This window comes from Caulobacter sp. RHG1 (genome assembly GCF_013181195.1).
In the GTDB taxonomy this organism is placed as follows: domain Bacteria; phylum Pseudomonadota; class Alphaproteobacteria; order Caulobacterales; family Caulobacteraceae; genus Caulobacter.
In genome coordinates this window covers 395,755-419,478 of sequence record NZ_SMZP01000001.1, presented here as the reverse complement: position 1 = coordinate 419,478, position 23,724 = coordinate 395,755, and the positions used below count along the sequence as shown (strand labels likewise).

Here is a 23,724-nt window from a genome sequence, read left to right as displayed (position 1 = left end):
TCGCGCGTTCACTGCCTCTCAAACAAATGTTGGGGAGGGGCGGCATGAACCGTCGGGAACTGCTGGCGGCGGCCGGCGTGCTGGGCTTCGCGCCCGTGTTTGCGAACGCCGCAGAGGGGGACGCGACGGCCGCGCGCGACGCCTATCTCTATGCCTTGCCATTGATCGAGATGGCCACGACCCGGGCTCGGACGCTGAAGGCGCCCGGCGCGGCGATCAACACGCTGACCCACACCCGGACCCTGGCCGACCACACCAGCCGCGCGGTCACCACGCCCAACAACGACACGCTCTATTCGACGGCTTTCCTGGATCTCTCCGAGGGGCCCGTCACCTTGACCATCCCGCCACTGGGCGCGCGCTACTACAGCGTGGCGGTGATGGACATGTTCACCAACAACAACGTGGTGCTGGGGACGCGCACTATCGGCGGGCAGGGCGGAACCTTCACCCTGTGCGGACCGGGCCAGGCCTCCAGCGGTCCGAACCCGGTGCGGATCGCCACGCCGCATGCCTGGCTGCTGGTCCGCACCCTAGTTGATGGCGACGCCGATCTGGCCGCCGCCCACAAGGCCCAGGACGGCTTCGTGGTGAAGGGCCCGCCTGCCGCTCCGGTCCCGGCCTTCGCCGCCCGCGATGCCGCGCCGAGCGACTACTTCGCCGCCGCCCGGGCGCTGCTGGCCAGCGATCCCGCGCCGGCGACGGACGGCAAGATCCTGGCTCGCTCCGCCGCCTTCCTGGGCGCGGGGCCGTTCGACGCCGCCACCGCGACGGCCGGGATCGAGCAGGCCAAGATGATCGCCGTCTTCGCGCGCGGCCGGCAGGTGTTCACCAGCGGCTGGTCGTATCCGCGGCCGAACCTGGGCGACTACGGTCAGGACTATCTCTATCGCGCCATCGTCGCCCTGCAGGGCCTGGGCGCGCTGCCCGTGGCCGAGGCTTCGTACCTGAAGGTGGCCGGCGACGACGGGGCGGGGACCTTCACGGGCGATGGCCTCTATCGCCTCAGCCTGCCGGCTCAATTGCCGCTGGACGGCTTCTGGTCGCTGTCGATGTACGAGGCCCTGCCGGACGGGCAGTTCTTCTTCACCGACAATCCGATCAAGCGCTACACGATCGGCGACCGCACGCCGGGCCTCAAGCGCAACGCCGACGGCGGGCTGGATATCTGGATCGGCCGCAGCGACCCCGGCGGCGAGCGCAGCGCCAACTGGCTGCCGGCTCCGAAGGCAGGGCCCTTCGCGCTCTATCTGCGGGCCTATCTGCCGCGCGCCGAACTGCTGGGCGGCCGCTTCCGCGTGCCGGCGATCGTCAAGGCCTAACCGGCGACGGCTAGGCTGCGCTCGAGGTGCTCGACCAGCAGACGCACCTTGGCGGGCAGCAGGCGCAGATGCGGATAGACGGCCCAGACGCCCTCGTCGGCCGGGCGCGCGTCTTCCAGCACCGCCACCAGCCGGCCGTCGGCGATGGCGGCGTCGACATAGAAGTTGGGCAGCTGGCAGATCCCCAGCCCTTGCAGCGCCGCGTCCAGCACCGCCTGACCGCTGTTGCAGCGCCAACGCCCCTGCGGCTTGAAGGCGATCTCGCGCTCGCCGTCGGCGCCAGAAAAGGAGGGAGTTTCGCGCAGCGGCCAGGTGTCGGATGCGCCCAGCACGCAGGCGTGCAACGACAGGTCGGCGATGGTCTGGGGCGCACCGGTCCGGGCCAGATAGGCGGGCGATGCGGTGAGGCGGCGCGTGCGCGAGGCCAGGCGCTTGGCGATCAGCCGGCTGTCGGTCAGTCGGCCGAAGCGGATGGCCAGGTCGAAGCCCTCGGAAACGATGTCGCGCACCGCGTCGTCCAGGGCCAGTTCGATCGATAGCTTGGGATGGGCCAGCAGGAACCCGTTGACCGCCGGGGCCACGAACCGCTCGCCATAGGCGGTCGAACAGGTCAGCCGCAGCAGGCCCTTCAGCTCGGCGTCCTCTTCACCGACGGCGGCCAGGGCCTCGTCACGGTCCAGGATCAACTGGCGGCAGCGGGCCAGGAAGGCGCGGCCGGCGTCGGTCAGGCTGACGCGGCGGGTGGTGCGATAGAGCAGGCGGGTTTGCAGCCGCTCTTCCAGCCCCGCCACGGCGCGGCTGACGCCCGAGGTCGATAGGCTTAAGCGGCGCGCGCCTTCGGAGAAGCTCTCGGCCTCGGCCGTGGCCACGAATTCGTCGATCCCGTCCCAGCGGCTCATGGCGTGGGCATGCGCGCATTATCCTGCATGAGCAACAATGTTTTGCGCTGACAGGGATTATCGACGCGCGCCACACGGCGTACCAAGATCGCGCAAATCAAGGAGCCTCCCCGATGAAGACCCGCGCCGCCGTCGCCTTCGAAGCCAAGAAGCCGCTGGAGATCGTCGAGGTCGATCTGGAAGGGCCCAAGGCCGGCGAGGTCCTGGTCGAGATCAAGGCCACCGGCGTCTGCCACACCGACGCCTACACGCTGGACGGCCTGGACAGCGAAGGCCTGTTCCCGTCGATCCTGGGCCACGAAGGCGCAGGCGTGGTGGTCGAGGTCGGCGCGGGCGTCACCTCGGTGGCGGTCGGCGACCACGTGATCCCGCTCTACACGCCCGAATGCCGCCAGTGCAAAAGCTGCCTCAGCGGCAAGAGCAACCTCTGCACGGCCATCCGCGCCACCCAGGGCAAGGGCCTGATGCCCGATGGTACGAGCCGCTTCTCGTACAAGGGGCAGACCATCCATCACTACATGGGCTGCTCGACCTTCTCGAACTACACGGTCCTGCCCGAGATCGCGGTGGCCAAGATCCGCAAGGACGCGCCGTTCAAGAGCGCCTGCTACTGCGGTTGCGGCGTGACCACCGGCGTGGGCGCCGTCACCAACACCGCCAAGGTCGAGCCGGGCTCGAACGTCATCGTCTTCGGTCTGGGCGGCATCGGCCTGAACGTCATTCAAGGCGCCAAGCTGGTCGGCGCCAACATGATCATCGGCGTCGACATCAACCCGGACCGCGAGGAATGGGGCCGTAAGTTCGGCATGACCCACTTCGTGAACCCGAAGGACGTGCAGGGCGATCTGGTGGCCCACCTGGTGGCCCTGACCGACGGCGGCGCGGACTACACCTTCGACGCCACCGGCAACACGGGCGTCATGCGCACGGCGCTGGAAGCCTGCCATCGCGGTTGGGGCGAGAGCATCATCATCGGCGTGGCCGAGGCCGGCAAGGAGATCGCCACCCGTCCGTTCCAGCTGGTCACCGGCCGGGTCTGGAAGGGCACGGCCTTCGGCGGCGCGCGCGGCCGCACCGACACGCCCAAGATCGTCGACTGGTACATGGACGGCAAGATCCAGATCGACCCGATGATCACCCACGTCCTGCCGCTGGAGGACATCAACAAGGCCTTCGACCTGATGCACGCGGGCGAAAGCATCCGCACCGTGGTGACGTTCTAGGATGACCGTCGAAACCCTCGCCACCCATCGCGTCCACGGCGGCACGCTGCGCTACGCCAAGCACGCCAGCGCCAGGACCGGCACGCCGATGAAGTTCACGGTGTGGACGCCGGATGGCGAGGGGCCGTTTCCCTATCTCGTCTGGTTGTCGGGCCTGACCTGCACCGAGGACAATTTCACGGTGAAGTCGGGGGTCTACGAATACGCGGCCCAGCACGGGATCGCGATCGTCGCGCCCGACACCTCGCCCCGCGGTGAAGGCGTGGCCGACGACCCGGCCTACGACCTGGGGCAGGGCGCGGGCTTCTATGTCGACGCCACGCAGGCCCCGTGGGCGTCGCACTTCCAGATGTATTCGTATGTGACCAAAGATCTGCTGGAGGCCGTCGACGGCGCTTTCCCGTTGGATCCGGCGCGGCGCGGGATCTTCGGCCACTCGATGGGCGGCCATGGCGCCCTGACGATCGCTCTGCGCAATCCGGAGCTCTTCAAGTCGGTCAGCGCGTTCTCGCCGATCGTCTCGCCGCTGAACTGCCCGTGGGGCGACAAGGCGATGACGGCGTATCTGGGCTCGGATCGCGCCGCGTGGCGGGCGCATGACGCCTGCGCCCTGATCGAGGACGGCTATGGCCAGGCCTTTGACGAGATCCTGGTCGATCAGGGCCTGGCCGACAGCTTCCTGGAGACCCAGCTGAAGCCCGAATTGCTGGAAGAGGCCGGCGCCGAGGCTCGCCTGAAGGTCACGGTGCGTCGCCAGGACGGCTACGACCACAGCTACTTCTTCATCTCGACCTTCATCGGCGACCACGTCGCCTTCCACGCGGCTAGGCTCTAGCCTCCTTCAGGCCCTTCTCCGAAGTCAGGCAGGGGGCGTGGAACAGCGCCCCGCTCCAGGCGCCTTGCAAGGTGCGGGCGGCGACGATCAGCCAGACGCCGGTCAACGCCGCCGCCAGCAGATGACCGAAGGTCATGAGGCTGGGGATCGGCAACAGCCCGGCCAGTCGCAGCGTCGCCAGGGTGAAGGCGCCCAGCGGGAAGGTGTAGCCCCACCAGCCGAGATTGAACGGCAGGCCCAGCTTCACCTGGCGCAGCGTCGCCAGGGTCGCGGTGGCCAGCCACCACAGGCCATAGCCCCACAGCATCACCGCACCCAGCAGGCTGGCCCCCCGGAAGGCGTCGGCATAGGCGCCCAGGCCTGCGCCGGCCAGCGCGCCCGGCGCGGCCTCGCCCAGCATCAAAAGGGCCAGCGCTCCGGTGCCCAACGGCCCCAGCGCCAGCCAGCTGGTGGCCGCCATGCTGGCCTCGGGCAGCTTGTGCAGCGCCATGCGCAGCACCAGGATCACCAAGACGCCCAGGGCCAGCGGCACGGACAGAGCCCACAGGGCGTAGCTGGAGACCAGCACCTCCAGCTTCAGGGCGGGATCGGCCAGGTGCGGGATCAGAAGACCGCCGCTGGCCGCGGCAACCTCGGCCGGCACGATCGGCAGCAGCCAGACGGCGGTCATCCGGTCGATGCCGTGATCGTGGCGGGTGAACATCAGGAACGGCACCAGCAGGCCGCAGCCGACCGACAGCGCCACATCGATCCGCCACAGGGTCGCGGCGATCTCGACCGCTTTCGGGCCCATCAGGTCGACGCCGAACACCAGGAAGCCGTTGACGATCGTGGCCAGGGCCATCGGCGCGCAGCCCAGGAACATCGACATCACCGGGTGGTCGAAGATCCGTCGGGCTCCGTGCGGAAACAGGATCCACCGCGCGGCGTAGAGGCCGGTGAACAGCATGAACAGGCCGATATTGGCCAGCCACAGGCCTTGTCCGGCCAGCTTCAGCGGCGTCTGGGCCAGAACGAGGGCGACGATGCCGGTGCCCATGCTGGCGGCGAACCAGTTGGGGGTGAACTGGCGGACGATCTCGCGGGGGCTGTCGAGGTGTGTGAAGGGCAGAGCGGTCATGCCGCCGTGATGCGCTCGACGGATCGTTCGATCCAACGCGTTCTTTCGCTTTTAATGTTCGTTTTTGTCGAACGATTGCGCGATCGCCAGAAAAGCTTCCCCGGCCTTGCCGCGCCAGCGCGCCTTGTGGCGCACCAGCCAATAGGCGCGGGGCGGCAGGTCGAAGGCGACCTCGACCAGGGTTCCGGCGGCCAGGCTGGCGGCGGCGACGCTGCGCGACAGCACGCCTGCGCCCATGCCGGCCTCGATCGCTCCCCGCACCGGCTCGTTGTCGGGCAGGGTGACGGCGATGGTCAGGGCCGAGGGGGCGAGACCGGACCGCGCCAGCAGCAGATCGAACACCGTGCGGGTGCCCGAGCCCGGCTCGCGCAGCACCCAGGGCGTGGCGGCCAGATCCGTCAGCGTCGGGCGACTGGTAGCCCAAGGATGGTCCGGCGACACCAGTACGGCCGGCTGGTCATGGTCGACCACGCCGACCTCCAGCGTCGGGCCCTGGACCTCGCCCTCGACAAAGCCCAGCTCGGCCAGGCCCTCGGCGACGGCTTCAGCCACCTGGCGGGTGTTGCCGATGGTGACGTCCAGCTCGATCCCCGGCCAGGCGCGGCGGAAGGCGGCCAGACGGCGGGGGAGCCAGTAGCTGGCGATGGTCTGGCTGGCGTGGATCGTCAGGCGTCCGCGCGACAGGTCGCCCAGATTGCTCAGCGCCGCCTCGGCCGCCTCGGCGCGGGCTAGCACCGCCTTGGCCTCAGTCAGGAACACCTGGCCGGCGGGATTGAGCACGACATTGCGCCCGACCCGGTCCAGCAAGCTGACCCCGTGCCGCGCCTCCAACGCCGCCACCGCGCTCGACACTGCCGACTGGGTCAGGTTCAGCTCGCGCGCCGCCTGGGTCACGTGCTGGCGCTCGGCCACGGCCACGAAGATGCGAAGCTGCTCCAGGGTCATGGGAGGAGGTGTAGGCCAAGTCGCCGGTCCTGGCGAACGGGCCCGCCCACATTGACTCCCCGACCCCGTTCCCTCATAAGCCACCCCTTCACGCCGCCGGCTCGCCGGACGGCGCGAAAACCGCATACGGATTGACCCGAAGCCGCCGTTGAGATCGCACCTCTTTTCCAGGGGAGCCGGCCCGGATCGAATAGAAGAGTGACTTATGTCCAAGCGCCATAGCGCCAAGTACAAAATCGACCGCCGTATGGGTGAAAACCTGTGGGGCCGTCCCAAGTCCCCGGTCAACCAACGCTCGTACGGCCCCGGCCAGCACGGCCAACGCCGCAAGCAGAAGGTCTCGGACTTCGGCCTGCAGCTGCGCGCCAAGCAAAAGCTGAAGGGCTACTACGGCAACCTGACCGAGAAGCAATTCTCGCGCACCTACGAGGAAGCTGCTCGCCGCAAGGGCAATACCTCGGAGAACCTGATCTCGCTGCTCGAGTCGCGCCTGGACGCCATCGTCTATCGCGCCAAGTTCGTGCCGACCGTGTTCGCCGCCCGCCAGTTCGTGAACCACGGCCACGTGACCGTGAACGGCAAGCGCGTGAACATCCCGTCGTACCGCTGCAAGCCGGGCGACGTGATCGCGGTCCGCGAAAAGTCGCGCAACATGGCTCTGGTCCTGGAAGCGGTCGCCTCGAACGAGCGTGACTTCGCCGAGTACGTCTCGGTCGACGCCAAGGGCCTGTCGGCCACCTTCGTCCGCGCTCCGGAACTGTCGGAAGTTCCGTATCCGGTGAAGATGGAACCGAACCTGGTCGTCGAATTCTACGCTTCGTAAGCGTCGGATCCGAACCAATACGGAAAAGGCCCCGGAGCAATCCGGGGCCTTTTTTGCATGTTTTGTCACAGGCTCCCTTAAGGGAAGCCCGCCCCTTGAAAGCCCTTCGACCTGCTCCCAGCTTAATAGGGCGGGACCGGGCCCCTCTGGCGAGCGAATGCAAGCGCTCGTGATGTCGGACCGCATCGGGTGTTCTCGATGACTGGGTCCGGCTGCCCCCCTCTCCCCCCAAAGGCGCCGCCAGCATCGAGGACATCCGATCCAACCCTTTGGACCGGAGGTCTACCGAATGCCGCTTCTGATGTGCCCCAACTGCGATGGCTCGATGCAGGCCGTGCAGCGCGCCGGCGTCGAGTTCGACATGTGCCCGCGCTGCCGGGGCGTCTGGCTGGACCGCGGCGAGCTCGAGAAGCTGATGGCGTTCGAGCGCGAGGAGACGCAGGCGACCTACAACGCGCCGCGGCCCTATGTGCGGCCTGACCATCACCACGACCAGGGCTACAAGAAGCGCGACGATGATGACGACGACCGTTATCGCCGTCACGGCCAGTACGGCCACGGCAAGAAGAAGCGCTTCGACCTCTTCGACATCTTCGACTGACCAACAGGCAAACGACAAACAGGCCGATGAACCACTTCAAGACCTACATGCTGCTGGCGGGCATGACCGCCCTGTTCGCGGGCGTCGGCTACCTGATCGGCGGCCCGACCGGCATGATGATCGCCCTGGTGCTCGCCCTGGCGATGAACGCCTTCTCGTACTGGAACGCCGACAAGATCGTGCTGCGGACCTATGGCGCGCAGGAGGTGGACGAGAGTCACCCCGAGCCGCTGATCCGCCACTACGCCTCGGACGTGGCCGAGATGGCGCAGGCCGCCGGCCTGCCGCGTCCGCGCATCACCATCATCGAGAGCGATCAGCCGAACGCCTTCGCCACGGGCCGCGACCCGGACCACGCGGCGGTGGCGGCCACGACGGGCCTGCTGCGCCTGCTGACCCGCGACGAGATCCGCGGCGTCATGGCCCACGAACTGGCCCACGTGAAGAACCGCGACACCCTGGTGATGACCGTGACGGCGACCATCGCCGGCGCGATCTCGGCCCTGGCCAATTTCGCGTTCTTCTTCGGCGGCTCGCGCGACGAGGAAGGCAACGGCGGCGGCGTCGGCGGGATGATCGGCGCGATCGCCATCGCCATCCTGGCCCCGATCGCGGCCATGCTGGTGCAGATGGCCATCAGCCGGGCCCGCGAATACGAAGCCGACCGCATCGGCGCGGCGATCGGCGGCGACCCCGCCGCCCTGGCTCGCGCGCTGGAGAAGATCGAGGCCTATGCCCGCAGCGGCTACGAGAACCACGCCGCCGAGCGCAATCCGGCCACGGCTCACATGTTCATCATCAACCCCCTTTCGGGAAAGGGCGCGGACAACCTGTTCTCGACCCACCCGGCCACCCATAACCGCGTAGAGGCCCTGATGCGTCTGGGCGTCGGCCAACAGGCCCGCCGCCCTGCGCCAACCATCGTCCCATCCGTTCCGCCGTCGTCCCCCCGCGGCGGAGCCAGCAGCCCGGGACCGTGGGGCTAGGTAACTCTTCGCGTCCCTCGCGCGTCCCCCCAACCCCAACGCGAGGGTCCTGGCGGCGTCGGGTCTTTGACAGACCTGGCGCCGTTTTTCTTTATGGCGCCTCGACCGGTAGCAGGCGGCTGTACTCCCACGGCCAGGGCATGCCGGTCTCGCCTAGCGCCGCCTTGACCAGCGGCGGGAAGATCCGCTGGCCGACGCCGCTGTTGGACAGCGCCACCACGCAGCGGCGGCCTTTCTCGACGCAGACCAGCATGTTGTCGGTGATGTCGTTGTGGCCGCCCTTGAAGAGCGCGTGACCCGCCGGGCCGTCGAAGGTCACCACGCCGATGCCGGCCGCCAGCCTGATCCGGGCGTTGTCGGGGTTGTCGTCCAGCGACAGGGTCGGGAACTGCTGCTTGCTGGTGATCGGCAGGCTGGCCTTGGCGAAGTCGGCCCGGGCCTTGGGCGACAGGCCCCAGCCCGAGGCGATGGCCGCCGCCAGCTTGCCCATGTCGGCGATGGTTGTGTCCAGCGATCCGGCGGCCTTTACGCTGGAGCGGTCGTCGTGGGCTTCCCAGGTCCCGTCGTCCTTCCGGCCGTCTGCCAGGTTGCCGGCGAAGTCGCCCCGCCAGGTCATGCTGGAGCGGGTCATGCCCAGCGGCTGGAACAGGCGGCGGTTCATCTCTTCGCCGACCTTCAGGCCAAGGCCTTGCTCCAGCACGAACTGCATCAGGTTGATGCCCTCGCCGGCATAGGCGTAGCGCGTGCCGGGATCGAACTTGATGTCCAGCTTCTCGTCGGGGTTCAGCCAGCGGAAGTTGGGAAAGCCCGCCGAGTGGGTCATCAGGATACGCGGCGTGATCGCTTTCCAGCGGGGGTCATTGGCCAGGTCGGCATATTGCGGATAGTCGGGCAGAGGCCTCTGCAGATAGGCGCTGATCGGCGTGTCGAGGTCGATCTTCTCCTCGTCGACCAGCATCATCAGATAGTAGGCGAAGGCCGTCTTGGTCAGCGAGGCGGCGTACATGATCGTGTCGGACGTCAGCGGGTCGCCCTTGGCGTTGCGCGCGCCCCTGGCGACGACATGGGCGACCCTGCCGTCCTCGATCACGGCCACCGCGACGCCGGGGATCTTGCCCACGGCCATCAGCCGGTCGAGCTCGGCGTCCAACTTGCCGTGGTCGGCGGCGACGGCGGGCAGGGCGAGGGCGCTGGCCATGGCGGCGGCCAGGGAAGAAGGACTGAGACGCACAGGAACTTTCCCCCTACAGGCTGGCCATGTCGCCAGCGGTGGGCGATCTTCAGCCTAGTTCGGGCGGTTCGTACAGAGGTCGATGAACGTCGTTTTTTCGCGCAGAGGTTTTGTGCTCGCCGGCTCGGCCGTGGTCCTGGCCGGCTGCGCGACGACGGGGCGGCCCGTGCTGCTGTCCGCGGCGCCGAGTGAGACCTGGGCGGAGCTGGAGCCAGTGGCGATCGTCGAGACAGGCACGGACGCGCTGACCATCGGCGTGCGGTCCAGAGGCTGCGCCGCCAAGGCCGACTTCGTGTTCCGCGTCGATCGGCGGGGTAGCCATGCGGTGGTGGCGTTCGCACGGCGACGGCTTGAGACCTGCAAGGGGCCGGTGGGCCAGGCCAGCCTTCGGTTCGGCTACGAAGAACTGGGATTGCAGCCGGGCGAGGCGGTGGTCATCGCCAATCCGCTCACCCCTTCGGCGTAAACCGCTCGACCATCCACGGCAGCACCCGCGCCGGACGCTTGGCGGCGATGTCGATCAGGACCCAGTCGGTGCGGCTCTGGGCGCACATCTCGCCGTCGGGGCCGTCGATGCGGACATAGCGCTCGAAGCGCGGGCCTTTGAGCTCCCCAACCCAGGTGTAGCCCGTGGCGATCTCGTTCGGCAGCAGTTCGCGGCGGTAGTCGATCTCGTGGCGGCGCGCGACCCAGCTCCAGGGCGCGCGCTGCTCGTCGCTGGCCCAGGCTTCCCAGTGGGCGATGGCCAGGTCCTGGGCCCAGGCCAGGTAGACCACGTTGTTGACGTGGCCGTTGGCGTCGATGTCCGACGCCTTGGGCTCGAAAGTCAGGGAATAGGCGTCCGAAGGCGGGACGAAGAGCCTACTCACGCGGCGATGAGGCCCTGCTCGGTGAAGAGGGTCTTCAGCTCGCCCGACTGGAACATCTCGCGGATGATGTCGCTGCCGCCCAGGAACTCGCCCTTGACGTACAGCTGCGGAATGGTCGGCCAGTCGGTGAAGGTCTTGATGCCCTGGCGCAGGTCGTCGTCCTGCAGGACGTCGACGCCGACGAACTCGACGCCCAGATGGTCGAGGATCTGCACGACGACCGACGAGAAACCGCAGCGCGGCTGGTCCGGCACGCCCTTCATGAACACCACGACCGGATGCTCGGCGATGGTCTTGGCGATGAAGTCGGTGGCGGGGGTGGAGGCGACGTCAGTCATGTTCAACAGTCCTAGGAGAGTTCTGTCAGCTAGGCGCCGTGTGACGCCTGGTCAAGTGCGGCCGTCAATTGCGGCTGGATCAGGAGCGATTGGCGGCCTTCTCACGTTCCTGGGCCGAGAAGCGGGCCATCTCGATCTGAGCGCAGACATTGGTGGGCATGTCGCGCTCGACAACGGCGGCCAGGCGCTCGACCTCGGCGCGGGTGTCGGCGGTGACGCGCAGGGTCGACAGCGAAGGCTCGGTCAGGGCGTAGCCCAGGCAGATCTCCTCGCCATTCCAGCCCAGGGTGTTGTGCAGGAAATCGTAGCCGCCGACATCGGATAGCGGGTCGGTGCGGCGTCGCCACAGAGACGGCTTGGGCGGGGCCTTCTCGCCGCCTTCGCGCAGGGCCTGGGGCCAGAAGTCCTCGCCGATGACCGCGAAATTGGCCTGCGAGGCGTGGCGGATGCGATGGCGCTCGGCCCAGCCCGACGAGAGGTTGAACGGCGAGGACACAGCCGTGACCAGGCCGTTCTTCAAAAGTTGAGGACTGATGTCGCCGCGGCTGGCGATGCCCAGGCCGCGCAGGGCCCGGGCCTGATGCAGAGAGCGCAGGCCGGCCTCGAAGGCGGCCGGCAGCTGCGGGGCCAGAGGGTCGTTGATCAGGACGAGATCCAGATACTCCAGGCCCAGGCCGTCGAAGGCCGAGCCCAGCAAGCTGTCGACCGCCTGCTGGCCCAGGGCGGCCGCGTCGCCGCGCACGCGCCAGGTCAGGAACAGTAGGTGGCGCTCCACGGACGCGAAGGCCTCGCCCGCACCCTTCAGCAACTCCGGCGAGTCGCCGTCGACCTGGAAGCTGTTGATGCCGTTTTCCAGCGCCGTGAACACCAGAGCGCGCCAGTCATTGGCCCGAAGGCGCGAGCTGTCGGCCAGGCGCAGGGTGAGCGCCGAGACCGCCATGCTCGATTTGCCGAAGGGCCGATAGCGCAAGGACTGGGCTCCTATTCCGCGGGGGCGGCGGTTTCGAGGGCCAGGGCGTGCAGCGTGCCGCCCAGGACGTCGGCCAGGGCCTTGTTGACCAGCTGGTGCTGGCGCACGCGCGGCAGGCCCTTGAAGGCGGGCGAAACGATGCGGGCCTTCCAATGGTCGTTGTCGCCGGCCAGGTCGGTCAGCACGATCTCGGAATCGGGGAAGGCCGTGGTGAGGCGGGCCTCGAGTTCGGCGTGAGACATGGGCACGGGGAAGGGCTCCGATCCTTGGAGAGGCTACGCGTTCCGCGAGAGTACGTCGCGAGGTGTTGCAGATTTAATTGAATTCGCGCCCCAGCGCACGGCATGTAGCCGTCATGACCTGTCTTTATCGTCGCACCCTGCTGCTGACCGCCGCCTTCCTGTCGCTGGCCGCCGCTGCGCCGGCCTTCGCCGATCCCGGCGACAAGGCGTTGGACGATGTGCGCATCCTGTCGGCCGACGACATGCAGGGCCGCGCGCCAGGCACGCCGGGTTCGGAGAAGGCGCGGGCCTATATCCTGTCGCGGTTCGCGCAGATCGGCCTTTCGCCGGTGACGGATAGCTTCGAGCAGCCGTTCAGCTTCGCCAAGCGCGATGGGACCAGCGTGCAGGGGATCAACCTGATCGCGCGGATCAAGGGAACGGAGACTGGCGGCAAGGCCATGGTTGTGTCGGCCCACTACGACCACCTGGGCGTCCGCGACGGCCAGATCTACAACGGCGCCGATGACAACGCCTCGGGCGTGGCGGGCCTGCTGGCCGTGGCCGAGGCGTTCAAGGCGAAGGCGCCGAAGCACGACGTCATCTTCGCGGTGGTCGACGCAGAGGAGGGCGGCCTGCGCGGCGCCCGCGCCTTCGTGGCTGCGCCGCCCGTGCCGCTGGAGACCATCGCGCTGAACGTGAATTTCGACATGCTCAGCAAGAACGCCAAGAACGAGCTGTACGTCGCCGGGACCGGGCCGTTCCCTGCGCTGAAGCCGATCCTGGTCAAGGTGGCGATGACCGCGCCGGTTTCCCTGAAGCTGGGCCACGACACCGACGCCGACGGCAAGGAGAACAACTGGAGCAACCAGTCCGACCACTACGCCTTCGGCGAGAAGGGCGTGCCGTGGGTCTATTTCGGCGTCGAGGACCACCCCGAGTACCACAAGCCCACCGACGACTTCGCCACGGTGCCGCAGGACTTCTTCAAGCGTTCGGTCGCCACCGTGGTTCAGGCCAGCATCGCGCTAGAACGCGATTTGAGTACAGCGGCGGCGCGATAGGTCTTGCGCTTTAAACGCATGGTTTTGTTACAATTCATTCCGCGACGAAATGTCGCCTAGTCGTCGCGGTACGGTTATCACTCCTTAAGCGTGACCGGGCAACGTGACTCGGCCCACGCGAGGAGTTCGAGATCATTTCCGCCCGACTGCGAGACCGGCTTCCCAGAGCCGCGCCGGCCGCGGTGCTTATCGTGGCGGCGGCCGTGGCGATGGACTTCATCGTCAACGTCCTGATCCTGGGCTCGCCAAGCACCTTTACGCCCCTGATGACGACGCTGATCTCGTCGATCATCGCCGTGCCGCTGTCCCTGTGGGTGGTGGGCCAGACCCTCAGTCTGGAGCGCCTGCGAGACGCGCTTTCGGCCAGTGTCGCGGCCAAGGACGCCCGTCAGGCCGAGGCCGAGGCGGCGCTCGAACGGCTCGGCGAAACCAAGCGTCTCTATCGCCTTCTGGCCGACAACCTGACCGACCACGTGGCTCTGTGGTCGCCCAAGGGCGAGCGGATCTACAGCTCGCCCAGCATCGAGCGTATCACCGGCTATACGCTGGAGGAGTTCATGGTCCTGCCGCCGACCGCCATGGTCAGCGAGGCGGACTTCGCGCGGGTGGCCGCGCTGATCAGAACGCTGCAGGCGGGCGGTCCCCCGGCGGTGGCCACGTATGAGAGCTTCCGCAAGGACGGCGCTTCTATCTGGCTGGAGAGCACCTATTCACGCCTCGGCGATGGCTCCAACATCCTGATCGTGGCCTCGCGCGACATCACCGAGCGCAAGCAGCTGGAGCTGGAACTGGTCAAGGCGCTGGAGATGGCCGAGGGCGCCTCGGCGGCCAAGTCCGACTTCCTGGCCAACATGACCCACGAGCTACGCACGCCGCTGACGGCGATCATCGGCTTTGCCGAAGTGCTGCGCCGCTCGCGTGACCTCAGCAAGACCGCCGGCCGCCAGGTCGGCCACATCCTGGACGCCAGCCACACCCTGCTCAGCGTCGTCAACGACGTGCTGGACTTCTCGCGCCTGGAGGCCGGTGGTTTGGAGCTGGACCCGGGCCCGTTCGACCCGGCGGCCATGGCCTCGTCCTGCGCGGCGCTGGTCGAGGAACGCGCCGTCGCCAAGGGGCTGGCGGTGCGGGTGAAGGCGCCCAAGAGCCTGCAGCCGATGAACCTGGACGGGCCGCGCCTGTCGCAGGTGCTGCTGAATTTCCTGTCCAACGCCGTGAAGTTCACCGCCCACGGCTCGATCACGGTCGCTCTGAGCCAGACTGTAGACGGCGAGACGGCCGTGCTGCGCGGCGAGGTGATCGACACCGGCATCGGCATCGCGGCCGAGCATCGCGACAACATCTTCGACCGTTTCTCGCAGGCCGACGCGGCGGTGTCGCGGCGGTTCGGCGGCACGGGTCTGGGCCTGGCCATCTCGCGCCGGATCATCGAGCGCATGGACGGCCGGATCGGCGTCGACAGCGTCGAAGGCAAGGGCTCGACCTTCTGGTTCGAGGTGCGGGGCCCGCTGGCCGAGCTGACGGCGCCAGAGGAGGAGCCCGCCGTGGAGGCCCTGGGCGCCGACGCTGGGGTGCGGCTGCTGCTGGTCGAGGACAACGCCGTCAATCGCGAGCTGGTCCGCACCATGCTGGAGCCGTTCGGCGTCGCGCTGGAGACCGCCAATGACGGCGTCGCCGGCGTCGAGGCCATGCGCCAGGGGCACTACGATCTCGTCCTGATGGATGTGCAGATGCCGGTGATGGACGGTCTGACCGCCACGCGCGAAATCCGCGCCATGGAGGGGGCCCGAGGGGCCTCGACCCCGATCGTGGGCCTGACCGCCAACGTCCTGCCGGAACAGATCGCCACCTGCCTGGCGGCGGGCATGGACGATCACCTGGGCAAGCCGATCAATCCGACCAAGCTGCTGGAAACGGTGGCCAGGTGGTCGGGGCGGACGCACGCGGCTTAGGGGGAGATCAGATAGATGCTCCCCCGTGATACGGGGGAGCTGTCGCGGAGCGACTGAGGGGGCCAATGCGGCTTAGGCCGAGCCCGCCCTCTCCGGCCCTCTGGGCCACCTCCCCCGCAGCGCGGGGGAGGATTAAGTCATCAATCCACGCAGAGCGTCGCGGTCGCCTTGCCGTTCTCGATCCGCGCGAAGCAGCCGAACTGGCGGTTGGTCTTCTGGCATTGGCCCGAGACCGCGCCCTGGCTTTCCAGGTTGCCCTCGGCGATGCAGGCGCCTTCGCACTGGCTCTTGTCGGTGCAGGCCTTGCCGGCGTCGGCATAGGGGATGACGCAGGTCGGGATCTGGGCCCGGCCGACGGGCTGGATCGTCCCGCCCTTGGCCGCGCAGGCGCTGGCCTGGGCCGCCGCCGACGGGGGATTGCCAGCCTCCGGCGCGCCAGTGGGTGCGCAGGCGGCGAGGATCAGGGCGGCGGCGGTAGCCAGGACAGCGATGCGCATGAAGATCCTCTAAGCCTTGGGGGCGTTCATGTAGCCCGGCAGCCAGGCCTCGTGAGCCGTGCGCAGGGTTTCCAGGTCGACGCTGAAAAGGTCGGTCGAGGCGAAAGCGTTCCCGCCGGCGACACCGGCCAGGTTGGCGTGGACGCCGGCTTCCTTGGCCGCTTCGAGCACCGCATCGGGATCCGGCGTGGCGATCAGGTAGCGGGCCTGGTCCTCGCCCAGCAGGTACGGGTGAGCATGGGCCGCGCTGGTGGCGTTCAGGGTGACGCCGATCTTGCTGGCCAGGGCGATGTCGGCCGCGGCGATCAACAGGCCGCCATCCGACAGGTCGTGGACGCCCGCGACCAAGCCCGAGGCGATTAGGCCGCGCACGAAGTCGCCGTTCTTGCGCTCCAGGGCCAGATCGACCGGCGGCGGGGCGCCGTCCTCGCGGCCCAGAATCTCGCGCAGATAGATCGAGGCGCCCAGCTCGCCGTGGGTCTCGCCGATCAGCACCAGCGTGTCGCCCTCGGCCACGTTGCCGAAGCCCGTACGCAGGTCGAAGTCTTCCAGCAGGCCCACGGCGCCGACGGTCGGGGTCGGCGGAATGGCGACGCCGTTGGTCTCATTGTAGAGGCTGACGTTGCCCGACACGACCGGGAAGTCCAGCGCGCGGCAGGCCTCGGCCATGCCGTCGGTGGCGCGCACGATCTGGCCCATGGTCTCGGGCTTTTCGGGGCTGCCGAAGTTGAGGTTGTCGGTGATGGCGATCGGCAGGGCGCCAGCGGCCGTCAGGTTGCGCCAGGCTTCTGCAACGGCTTGCTTACCGCCCTCGTAGGGATCGGCCTGGACGTAGCGCGGGGTGCAGTCGCTGGTGACCGCGATGGCCTTGCCGGTGCCGTGGATGCGCACGATGCCGGCGTCGCAGCCGGTGGCGCTGTCTTCCAGGGTGTCGGCCATGACGTGGCGGTCGTACTGCTCCCACAGCCAGCGCTTGGAGGCCATGTCGGGGCAGCCGACGATCTTCAGGACGGCTTCGTTCCAGTCGATCGGGGCGGGGATGGTCGCCGGGTCGAGGCGCGCGTCCAGCTTGGGCTGGACCCACGGACGGTCATACAGCGGCGCGTCGTCGAACAGCGGGGCCAGCGGCACGTCGCAGACGGTCTCGCCGTGATGCTTCAAGACAAGGCGGCCGGTGTCGGTGGTGTAGCCGATGACGGCGGCGTCCAGGCCCCACTTCTCGAAGATGGCGTGGCCGTCCTGCTCGCGGCCGGGCTTCAGGACCGCCAGCATACGCTCCTGGCTCTCCGACAGCATCATCTCGTAGGCCGACATGCCGGTCTCGCGCTGCGGGACCATGTCCATGTTCAGCTCGATGCCGACGCCGCCCTTGCCGGCCATCTCGACCGACGACGAGGTCAGGCCCGCCGCGCCCATGTCCTGGATGGCGGCGACCGCGCCCGTGGCCATCAGCTCCAGCGTGGCTTCGATCAGCAGCTTCTCGGCGAAGGGGTCGCCGACTTGGACCGTGGGGCGCTTCTCCTCGGAGTCCTCGGTGAACTCGGTCGAGGACATGGTCGCGCCGTGGATGCCGTCGCGGCCAGTCTTGGAGCCGAAATAGACGACCGCAAGACCCGGACCCGGCGCGGCCGAGTAGAAGATGCTGTCGGCCTTGGCCAGGCCGACGCACATGGCGTTGACCAGGATGTTGCCGTTGTAGCCCTTGTGGAAGTTGGTCTCGCCCGCGACGGTGGGAACACCGACGCAGTTGCCGTAGCCGGCGATGCCGGCGACCACGCCGTCCACCAGGCGCTTGGTCTTCGGGTGCTCCGGATCGCCGAAGCGCAGGGCGTTCAACAGAGCGATCGGCCGGGCGCCCATCGTGAAGACGTCGCGCATGATGCCGCCCACGCCCGTCGCCGCGCCCTGATAGGGCTCGATGTACGAGGGGTGGTTGTGGCTCTCCATCTTGAAGATGATCGCGTCGCCGTCGCCGATGTCGATGACGCCGGCGTTCTCGCCAGGACCGCAGATGACGCGCGGCCCGTCGATCGGGAACTTCTTCAGCTGGTTCTTCGAGGACTTGTACGAGCAGTGCTCGGACCACATGACCGAGAACACGCCCAGCTCCACGAGGTTGGGCTCGCGGCCCAGCCGCTGCAGGACGACGTCATATTCGGCGGGTTTCAGGCCGAACTCGGCGGCCAATTCGGCCATGGGCTTTTGGGGCGTGCTCATGGGCGCGCCTTCTACCTTGGTCGTCCAGATTCCGCTACAGGCTGTGACGGCTTTAAGGTCCGGGAGGCGCTGTCGGCGCGCCGGCGGCCTCGTTCCACTTGGCCGCGGCCAGGGCGATCCACTGGTCGATGACCGCGCCGCCCTTCTCGACCGAGCCCGTGCGCAGCGACACGCCGGCTACGACCCCGCCGAACAGGGCCAGCAGCACGATCAGGGTGTTGAGCAGCGGGTTCAGGCCCGAGCGCTTGCGACGGCGCTTGGCCCAGACGGGCACGCCGCTGACATAGGTCTCTGGAAACCGAACTTCGGGGTCGGCCATGTTGGTTTAGCTCTGTGCGTCTCGTGAAGGCTCCACCGACGCCTTCTGGTTAGTTCCCTTGAGCGAACAATGGTCGATGTGCTTGGCGCGTTCCAGAGCGCTCGCCCGGGGCGGGGCGGCTTAACCCTGTTTCTCTAGCGACAGGCGAAGCGTGACAGGAAAGTCGTGAAAAATCCGAAGCTTGGCGGGAATTAAGGCGACTCCGCCGTAGGAACGGCGTGAGTCCGAGGTCGTTTTGTCCTTGTGCGTCCGAGAGAGCGCGCGGAACCAAGGAGAAAGCCCGATGGCTGACAACAACCGTAATCCGCAGCAACAACCGAACGACCAGCAACGCCGAGCGCCCGACCAGCAGCAGCGGCAGGCCGAGACCAGGCCCAACGAGAAGGGCCGCGAAGAGCAGGGTCGAAACCCCGGCGGGCAGGCCAATCAGCAGGATGACCAGGTCAGGCGCGGCGAGCGCTGACCTTTAGAATACTCTCCGTAGAGGGAAGGGCCGGCGCTGACACGCCGGCCCTTTCTCTTATTTGGCGTCGACCACCGGCAGCTCGATGAAGCTGGCCGTGTCGCCGGCGTGGAACACCCGCTGCGTGGCCTTCACATAGTCCTCGGGCTTGGCGAAGAAGATGTTGGGCACGAAGGTCTGCGGGTTGCGGTCGTAGAGCGGGAACCAGCTGGACTGCACCTGCACCATGATCCGGTGTCCCGGCTGGAAGGTGTAGTTCGCGGTCGGCAGGATGAACTGGTATTTCAGCGGCTTGTTGGGCGTCAGGGCCTTGGGCGCGCTGAAGCTCTCGCGATAACGACCGCGGAAGATGGTCATGCCGACCGGCAGCTCGTAGCCGCCCAATTCCGGCTGGCTGGTGACCTCGTCCGGATAGACGTCGATCAGCTTGACGACCCAGTCGCTGTCGCTGCCGCTGGTCGAGGCCGTCAGATTGACCTTGGGCACGCCGGCGATCTTCAGCGGCTCGGTCAGGGGCTCGGTGACATAGGTCAGGACGTCGGGACGGCCATCGACGGTGCGCTGGTCGCTGACCAGCCACGGCGTCCAGCGGCTGCGGTCGGAGAACTGCAGCGGACGGGCGATGTAGGGCACCGGCTTGGCCGGGTCGGAGACATACTCGTCATAGGCGCCCGCGCCCTTGGCCGCCGCCGGGGCGTTGAAGGACAGGCCGCCCTTGGGCTCCAGATAAAGGTTCTTGGTCGCCTTACTTTGCGGCCAGCTGGTGTAGCGGTTCCACTTGTTCTGGCCGGGATCGTAGATCAGCACCGGCGGGGTGTCGGCCTTGGCGCTGTCCTTCAGATGCTGGTCGAAGAAGGGCTTGAGCACGTCGCGGCGGAACTGCAGGGCGGTGTCGCCATCCCACTTGAAGGGACCCAGGTTGTAGCCGTCGTAGTTGACCTGGCTGTGCCGCCACGGACCCAGCACCAGGTAGTTCATGTCGTTGTTCTTATCCTTGGACTCTAGGGCCGGATACGCGTGCACCGCGCCCCAGATGTCCTCCTGGTCCCACAGGCCCTGGATCCACATGGTCGGCACCTTGAGCGGCGTCTTCTCCATGGTCTTGTCGAGGGCCTGCTCGCTCCAGAAGCTGTCATAGGCCGTGTGGGCGAACAGCTTCTGCACCCAGGGCAGCTTGTCCAGGCCATGGTTCTTGGCGTAGTCGCCGGCCGAACCCTCGCGCAGGAAGTTGGCGTAGTCGTCGTAGCCCTGGCGCTGCACGCCGTCGCCCGCGCCGCGGACCGAGGTCTGGCCCGCGAAGTAGTCGAAATTGTTCTGGCGGAAGGCCCCGTGCTGGAACCAGTCGTCGCCCATCCAGCCGTCGACCATCGGGCTCATCGGCGCGGCGGCTTTCAGCGCCGGGTGCGGATTGACCAGGGCCATCACTACGGTGAAGCCCTCGTAGGACGACCCCAGCATGCCGACCTTGCCGTTGGTTTCGGGCACGTTCTTCACCAGCCAGTCGATGGTGTCGTAGGCGTCGGTGGAATGATCGACCTCGGATGAGTTCAGCGGCCCCTTCAGCGGCCGGGTCATCACATAGTCACCCTCCGAGCCGTACTTGCCGCGGATGTCCTGGAAGACGCGGATGTAGTCGTGGTCGGCCACGAACACCTCGTCGCCCTGGGCCAGCAGGCCCAGCATCTTGGGGCTGTCGGCGCGGGCGGCGCGCTTGGCGGCGTTGTAGGGCGTGCGGGTCAGCAGGATCGGCAGATTCTTGCCGCCCTTGGGAATGACGATGACGGTGTAGAGCTTGGTCCCATCGCGCATCGGCGTCATGACCACGCGCTTTTCGTAGTCCTGATTGACCTTGGTCGCGACGTACTTGCCGTCGATGTCCGGCGTCATCGCCGTGACCTGGGCGACAGCGACGCCCGCGAAGATGGTGACGGCCGAAGCGGCCAACAGACCGGCGCGCAGCGTGGAAACGAGACTCATGGTGGGCCCTCCTGCAATTGAGGGGCACCTTAAGAGCCGTTTTCGGCGAGTGCTATAGTGTAACGCTGAAGTTCCTGCCGTCCATGAACGGCAATGGAAGGCGCGTCAGGCGCTCTGGAAGATGCTGCGGAACAGCACCGCGCCGTCTTCCGAGCCGAGGTCGGCGTCGAAGGCGCGGTCGGGGTGGGGCATCAGGCCCAGGACGTTGCCGCCCTTGTTGACGATGCCGGCGATGTTGCGGGCCGAACCGTTGGGGTTTTCCTGGTAGCGGAACACCACCTGGCCTTCGCCTTCGAGGCGGTCGAGGGTCTCTTCGTCGGCGAAGTAATTGCCCTCGCCGTTGCCGACGGTCATGACCGCCTGGCGCTGCTCGCCGTAGCCGGCGGTGAAACGGGTCTGGCCGTTGACGATGTCCAGGCCGACCGGCTTGCAGACGTATTTCAGGCCAGCGTTGCGCAGCAGGGCGCCGGGCAGCAGGCCGACTTCGGTCAGGACCTGGAAGCCGTTGCAGATGCCGACGACGGCGACGCCCTTTTCGGCGGCCGAGACGACTTCCTTCATCACCGGGCTCTGGGCCGCCATCGCGCCGCAGCGCAGATAGTCGCCGTACGAGAAACCGCCGGGCAGGACGATCAGGTCCAGGTCGTCCGGCAGCGCCGTCTCCTGGTGCCAGACCATTTCGACGCGGGCGCCCGCAGAGCGCTCGATGGCGACCTTGCAATCACGATCGCAGTTGGAACCGGGGAAGACGACGACGGCGGCTTTCATGGCGCGGGCCTGTAGCACCGTTCGAAGCGGTTGTCAGGGTCTTCAGGCGCACTCGTCCAGTTCTGGCGCCACGACCTGGCCGGACGGGGCGGGGAAGGGGGTCTTGAACGTGAAGGCGGCGGGGGTCGGGCCGTGGGCCTCCAGCAAGGCCAGCTTCTCCAGCGCCTCCTCGACGGTCGGTTCGTGGCCAACGGGGACCCACCACAGAGCCTGGTACAGGTCCATGTGCTCGAACCATTCCCGCCGCCTGCGCATGACGCCGACATGGTCGCTGCGATAGACGAAGGCCCCCAGCGAGGGGATGTCGGTCCAGACCGACATGTTGGGAATGAACAGCGGGTCGGCCGCGATCGCCAGGTCGGTGGCGTTGTTGCCGTCGCCCTTCAACCGCCAGACGAAGCCCGGCGAGGATTCGGCCAGGGCGTTGATCCGGTCCAGATTGTCGGCGAAGTCCTTGATCGACGGATGGTCGATCGGCGCCTTCAGGCGGCCGACATTGACCTGGGCCAGGTGAAACTGTGAGCTCATCGACGCTCTCCCTACGTCCGGGGAACATCGTGTGGCGAAGCCCGGAGCGAAAGGGGCTCAGAGCTCCACCATGTCGAAATCCGACTTCGGCGTTCCGCACAGCGGGCAGATCCAGCTGGCGGGGATGTCGGCCCAGCGCGTGCCGGGCGTCAGGCCTTCGCCCGGATCGCCCTCGGCCTCGTCGTAGAGATAACCGCAGGTGCGGCACTGCCAGACCTTGTAGGGCGCGCTCATCGTCGCCTCAGCGCATCTTGAAGCGGATCGGCACCGACTTGGGGCCGCAGACGAAGTTGGCGGTCATCCGCGTCGGCGCGCCGTCCAGTTCGACGCTGTCCAGGCGCGCCAGCAGCTCCTCCCACAGCACCCGCATCTCCATCCGCGCCAGGTGCTGGCCCAGGCACACATGCGCGCCGTAGCCGAAGGCGACGTGCTTGTTGGGCGTGCGGTCGACCTTGAAGGCGAACGGATCGTCGAACACCGCCTCGTCGCGGTTGCCGGACGGATAGGACAGGAACAGCCAGTCGCCCTTGGCGATCTTCTTGCCCGCCAGTTCGGTGTCGGCGGTGGCGGTGCGCATGAAATGCTTCACCGGCGTGACCCAGCGGATCGACTCCTCGATCAGGCCGGGGATCAGCGACGGATCGGCTTTGACCTTGGCGAACTGCTCGGGGTTTTCGGCCAGGGCCCACAGCGCGCCGGCGGTGGTCGAGGACGTGGTGTCGTGGCCGGCCGTGGCGGTGATGATGTAGTAGCTCATCGCCTCCAGGTGACCCATCGGCTGGCCGTCGACCTTGCCGTTGGCGATGATGCTGGCCAGGTCCTCGCGCGGCGCTGCGCGGCGGTCCTCGGTGATGGCGTTGAAGTACAGCATGAAGTCCATGACCACCGACTGGATGCTGTCGACGCCTTCCTTGACGTCGGTGATCGACTTGCCGGTGCGGTTCAGCTCCGGGTCGGCGTTGCCGAACAGTTCCTGGGTCAGTTTCAGCATGCGGGGCTCGTCGGCCTCGGGCACGCCCAGCACCTCCATGATCACGTGCAGCGGATAGAGGAACGCCACGTCGCGGGCGAAGTCGCAGCGGTCGCCGTGCTGGGCCATGCGGTCGATGAAGCCGCGCGCGATCTCGCGAATGCGGGCCTCCAGCGCCCGCAGGTTCTGCGGCATCAAGGACGGCTGGGTCACGCGGCGGTAGGCGAAGTGGTCGGGGTTGTCCATCTGCACCAGCGAGCGGACCAGATGCGGCGAGCCGCCCATCATCTCGCGCACCTTCTGGTCGGCCTCGATGGTGGTCAGCACCGTGGCGCGGTCGCCGTTGTGGAAGAGCTCGTTCTGGCGCTCGACCTCCAGGATGTCGGCATGGCGGGTGACGACCCAGAACGGATCGAAGCCCTCGGGCTGGGCCACGTCCAGCGGCGCTTCGCGGCGCAGCCAGGCGAAGGCCTGGTCGACACGGTCGCCGTCGGCATAAGCGGCAGGGTCGACGATATCGCGCGCGATCTGGGCCGGAATCGGCATGTCCTGGACTCCCTGTCAGAGCGACATCGGGGTCGCTTCT

General features: G+C 67.6%; 26 protein-coding genes. 10 read left to right on the top strand and 16 right to left on the bottom strand.

Going from position 1 to position 23,724, the window contains the following annotated elements; genetic code table 11:
- The first annotated feature begins 44 nt into the window (after positions 1-44).
- Positions 45-1,322, top strand: coding sequence for a DUF1254 domain-containing protein (locus E1H18_RS01900; RefSeq protein WP_172263150.1), 1,278 nt, complete (start codon positions 45-47; stop codon positions 1,320-1,322).
- On the opposite strand, the gene E1H18_RS01895 is transcribed toward E1H18_RS01900, so the two are convergent.
- On the bottom strand, positions 1,319-2,221 hold the full coding sequence (locus tag E1H18_RS01895) for a LysR family transcriptional regulator (RefSeq protein ID WP_172263149.1): 903 nt from the start codon (positions 2,219-2,221) through the stop codon (positions 1,319-1,321). The two genes, E1H18_RS01900 and E1H18_RS01895, sit on opposite strands and share 4 nt — an antisense overlap.
- A 113-nt stretch (positions 2,222-2,334) precedes the next feature.
- Here E1H18_RS01895 and E1H18_RS01890 point away from each other — a divergent pair, with 113 nt between their 5' ends.
- Together E1H18_RS01890 and fghA are read left to right on the top strand one after the other, a co-directional pair.
- Positions 2,335-3,444 carry an S-(hydroxymethyl)glutathione dehydrogenase/class III alcohol dehydrogenase gene (locus tag E1H18_RS01890; protein ID WP_172263147.1) on the top strand — a complete coding sequence of 370 codons (1,110 nt, stop codon included), beginning with the start codon at positions 2,335-2,337 and terminating at the stop codon, positions 3,442-3,444.
- A gap of 1 nt (position 3,445) precedes the next feature.
- Positions 3,446-4,279 (top strand): S-formylglutathione hydrolase, encoded by an 834-nt coding sequence (fghA, locus tag E1H18_RS01885; protein WP_172263145.1) that lies wholly within the window; start codon positions 3,446-3,448, stop codon positions 4,277-4,279.
- On the opposite strand, the gene E1H18_RS01880 is transcribed toward fghA, so the two are convergent.
- Both E1H18_RS01880 and E1H18_RS01875 read right to left on the bottom strand, forming a co-directional pair.
- A complete protein-coding gene (locus tag E1H18_RS01880) occupies positions 4,269-5,399 on the bottom strand; it encodes a TDT family transporter (protein WP_172263143.1) in 1,131 nt (376 codons plus the stop codon). The two genes, fghA and E1H18_RS01880, sit on opposite strands and share 11 nt — an antisense overlap.
- A gap of 51 nt (positions 5,400-5,450) precedes the next feature.
- Positions 5,451-6,344 carry a LysR family transcriptional regulator gene (locus tag E1H18_RS01875; RefSeq protein ID WP_172263141.1) on the bottom strand — a complete coding sequence of 298 codons (894 nt, stop codon included), beginning with the start codon at positions 6,342-6,344 and terminating at the stop codon, positions 5,451-5,453.
- Positions 6,345-6,549: 205 nt separating this feature from the next.
- On the opposite strand from E1H18_RS01875, the gene rpsD reads away from it, so the two are divergent.
- From rpsD to htpX, 3 genes are all read left to right on the top strand, one after another.
- A complete protein-coding gene (gene rpsD, locus E1H18_RS01870; protein WP_172263139.1) occupies positions 6,550-7,167 on the top strand; it encodes a 30S ribosomal protein S4 in 618 nt (205 codons plus the stop codon).
- A gap of 289 nt (positions 7,168-7,456) precedes the next feature.
- Positions 7,457-7,768, top strand: coding sequence for a zf-TFIIB domain-containing protein (locus E1H18_RS01865; protein ID WP_172263137.1), 312 nt, complete (start codon positions 7,457-7,459; stop codon positions 7,766-7,768).
- Between the two features lie 26 nt (positions 7,769-7,794).
- Entirely contained in the window at positions 7,795-8,754 is a 960-nt protein-coding gene (gene htpX / locus E1H18_RS01860) for a zinc metalloprotease HtpX (protein WP_172263135.1), read from the top strand.
- A 91-nt stretch (positions 8,755-8,845) separates the two neighbouring features.
- Here the strand turns inward: htpX and E1H18_RS01855 are convergent, their stop codons facing one another.
- The gene (locus E1H18_RS01855; protein WP_370526390.1) at positions 8,846-9,985 is read right to left on the bottom strand and encodes a serine hydrolase domain-containing protein; all 1,140 of its coding nucleotides are present in this window, start codon (positions 9,983-9,985) and stop codon (positions 8,846-8,848) included.
- 82 nt (positions 9,986-10,067) lie between these two features.
- On the opposite strand from E1H18_RS01855, the gene E1H18_RS01850 reads away from it, so the two are divergent.
- Positions 10,068-10,451, top strand: a complete 384-nt coding sequence (locus E1H18_RS01850) for a hypothetical protein (RefSeq protein ID WP_172263133.1) — start codon at positions 10,068-10,070, stop codon at positions 10,449-10,451.
- On the opposite strand, the gene E1H18_RS01845 is transcribed toward E1H18_RS01850, so the two are convergent.
- From E1H18_RS01845 to E1H18_RS01830, 4 genes are all read right to left on the bottom strand, one after another.
- On the bottom strand, positions 10,435-10,854 hold the full coding sequence (locus E1H18_RS01845; RefSeq protein WP_172263131.1) for a thioesterase family protein: 420 nt from the start codon (positions 10,852-10,854) through the stop codon (positions 10,435-10,437). The genes E1H18_RS01850 and E1H18_RS01845 overlap by 17 nt on opposite strands.
- The gene (gene grxD, locus E1H18_RS01840) at positions 10,851-11,192 is read right to left on the bottom strand and encodes a Grx4 family monothiol glutaredoxin (RefSeq protein WP_172263129.1); all 342 of its coding nucleotides are present in this window, start codon (positions 11,190-11,192) and stop codon (positions 10,851-10,853) included. Before grxD ends, E1H18_RS01845 begins: the two co-directional genes overlap by 4 nt.
- Positions 11,193-11,271: 79 nt before the next feature.
- The gene (locus E1H18_RS01835; RefSeq protein WP_172263127.1) at positions 11,272-12,162 is read right to left on the bottom strand and encodes a hypothetical protein; all 891 of its coding nucleotides are present in this window, start codon (positions 12,160-12,162) and stop codon (positions 11,272-11,274) included.
- An 11-nt stretch (positions 12,163-12,173) separates the two neighbouring features.
- On the bottom strand, positions 12,174-12,410 hold the full coding sequence (locus E1H18_RS01830; protein WP_172263125.1) for a BolA/IbaG family iron-sulfur metabolism protein: 237 nt from the start codon (positions 12,408-12,410) through the stop codon (positions 12,174-12,176).
- A gap of 107 nt (positions 12,411-12,517) precedes the next feature.
- On the opposite strand from E1H18_RS01830, the gene E1H18_RS01825 reads away from it, so the two are divergent.
- A complete protein-coding gene (locus tag E1H18_RS01825) occupies positions 12,518-13,447 on the top strand; it encodes a M20/M25/M40 family metallo-hydrolase (protein WP_172263123.1) in 930 nt (309 codons plus the stop codon).
- Between the two features lie 131 nt (positions 13,448-13,578).
- Positions 13,579-15,399: an ATP-binding protein gene (locus E1H18_RS01820; RefSeq protein ID WP_172263864.1), complete on the top strand. Its 1,821-nt coding sequence runs from the start codon at positions 13,579-13,581 to the stop codon at positions 15,397-15,399.
- Between the two features lie 140 nt (positions 15,400-15,539).
- Here the strand turns inward: E1H18_RS01820 and E1H18_RS01815 are convergent, their stop codons facing one another.
- Genes E1H18_RS01815 through E1H18_RS01805 form a run of 3 tightly spaced genes read right to left on the bottom strand, consistent with a single transcriptional unit; the run spans position 15,540 to position 18,432 of the window.
- Positions 15,540-15,896: a hypothetical protein gene (locus E1H18_RS01815; RefSeq protein WP_172263121.1), complete on the bottom strand. Its 357-nt coding sequence runs from the start codon at positions 15,894-15,896 to the stop codon at positions 15,540-15,542.
- 9 nt (positions 15,897-15,905) lie between these two features.
- Positions 15,906-18,113, bottom strand: a complete 2,208-nt coding sequence (gene purL, locus E1H18_RS01810; RefSeq protein ID WP_172263119.1) for a phosphoribosylformylglycinamidine synthase subunit PurL — start codon at positions 18,111-18,113, stop codon at positions 15,906-15,908.
- Between the two features lie 52 nt (positions 18,114-18,165).
- Complete coding sequence (locus E1H18_RS01805; protein WP_172263117.1) at positions 18,166-18,432, bottom strand: hypothetical protein; 267 nt, start codon at positions 18,430-18,432, stop codon at positions 18,166-18,168.
- A 283-nt stretch (positions 18,433-18,715) separates the two neighbouring features.
- On the opposite strand from E1H18_RS01805, the gene E1H18_RS01800 reads away from it, so the two are divergent.
- Complete coding sequence (locus E1H18_RS01800; protein ID WP_172263115.1) at positions 18,716-18,895, top strand: hypothetical protein; 180 nt, start codon at positions 18,716-18,718, stop codon at positions 18,893-18,895.
- 57 nt (positions 18,896-18,952) lie between these two features.
- Here the strand turns inward: E1H18_RS01800 and E1H18_RS01795 are convergent, their stop codons facing one another.
- From E1H18_RS01795 to E1H18_RS01775, 5 genes are all read right to left on the bottom strand, one after another.
- Complete coding sequence (locus E1H18_RS01795; protein ID WP_172263113.1) at positions 18,953-20,872, bottom strand: CocE/NonD family hydrolase; 1,920 nt, start codon at positions 20,870-20,872, stop codon at positions 18,953-18,955.
- Between the two features lie 105 nt (positions 20,873-20,977).
- Complete coding sequence (purQ, locus tag E1H18_RS01790) at positions 20,978-21,640, bottom strand: phosphoribosylformylglycinamidine synthase subunit PurQ (RefSeq protein ID WP_172263111.1); 663 nt, start codon at positions 21,638-21,640, stop codon at positions 20,978-20,980.
- A 42-nt stretch (positions 21,641-21,682) separates the two neighbouring features.
- Entirely contained in the window at positions 21,683-22,168 is a 486-nt protein-coding gene (locus E1H18_RS01785) for a DUF3291 domain-containing protein (protein WP_172263109.1), read from the bottom strand.
- A 57-nt stretch (positions 22,169-22,225) separates the two neighbouring features.
- Positions 22,226-22,402, bottom strand: coding sequence for a rubredoxin (locus E1H18_RS01780; protein WP_172263107.1), 177 nt, complete (start codon positions 22,400-22,402; stop codon positions 22,226-22,228).
- A 7-nt stretch (positions 22,403-22,409) separates the two neighbouring features.
- Positions 22,410-23,684: a cytochrome P450 gene (locus E1H18_RS01775; protein WP_172263105.1), complete on the bottom strand. Its 1,275-nt coding sequence runs from the start codon at positions 23,682-23,684 to the stop codon at positions 22,410-22,412.
- Between the last annotated feature and the right edge of the window lie 40 nt (positions 23,685-23,724).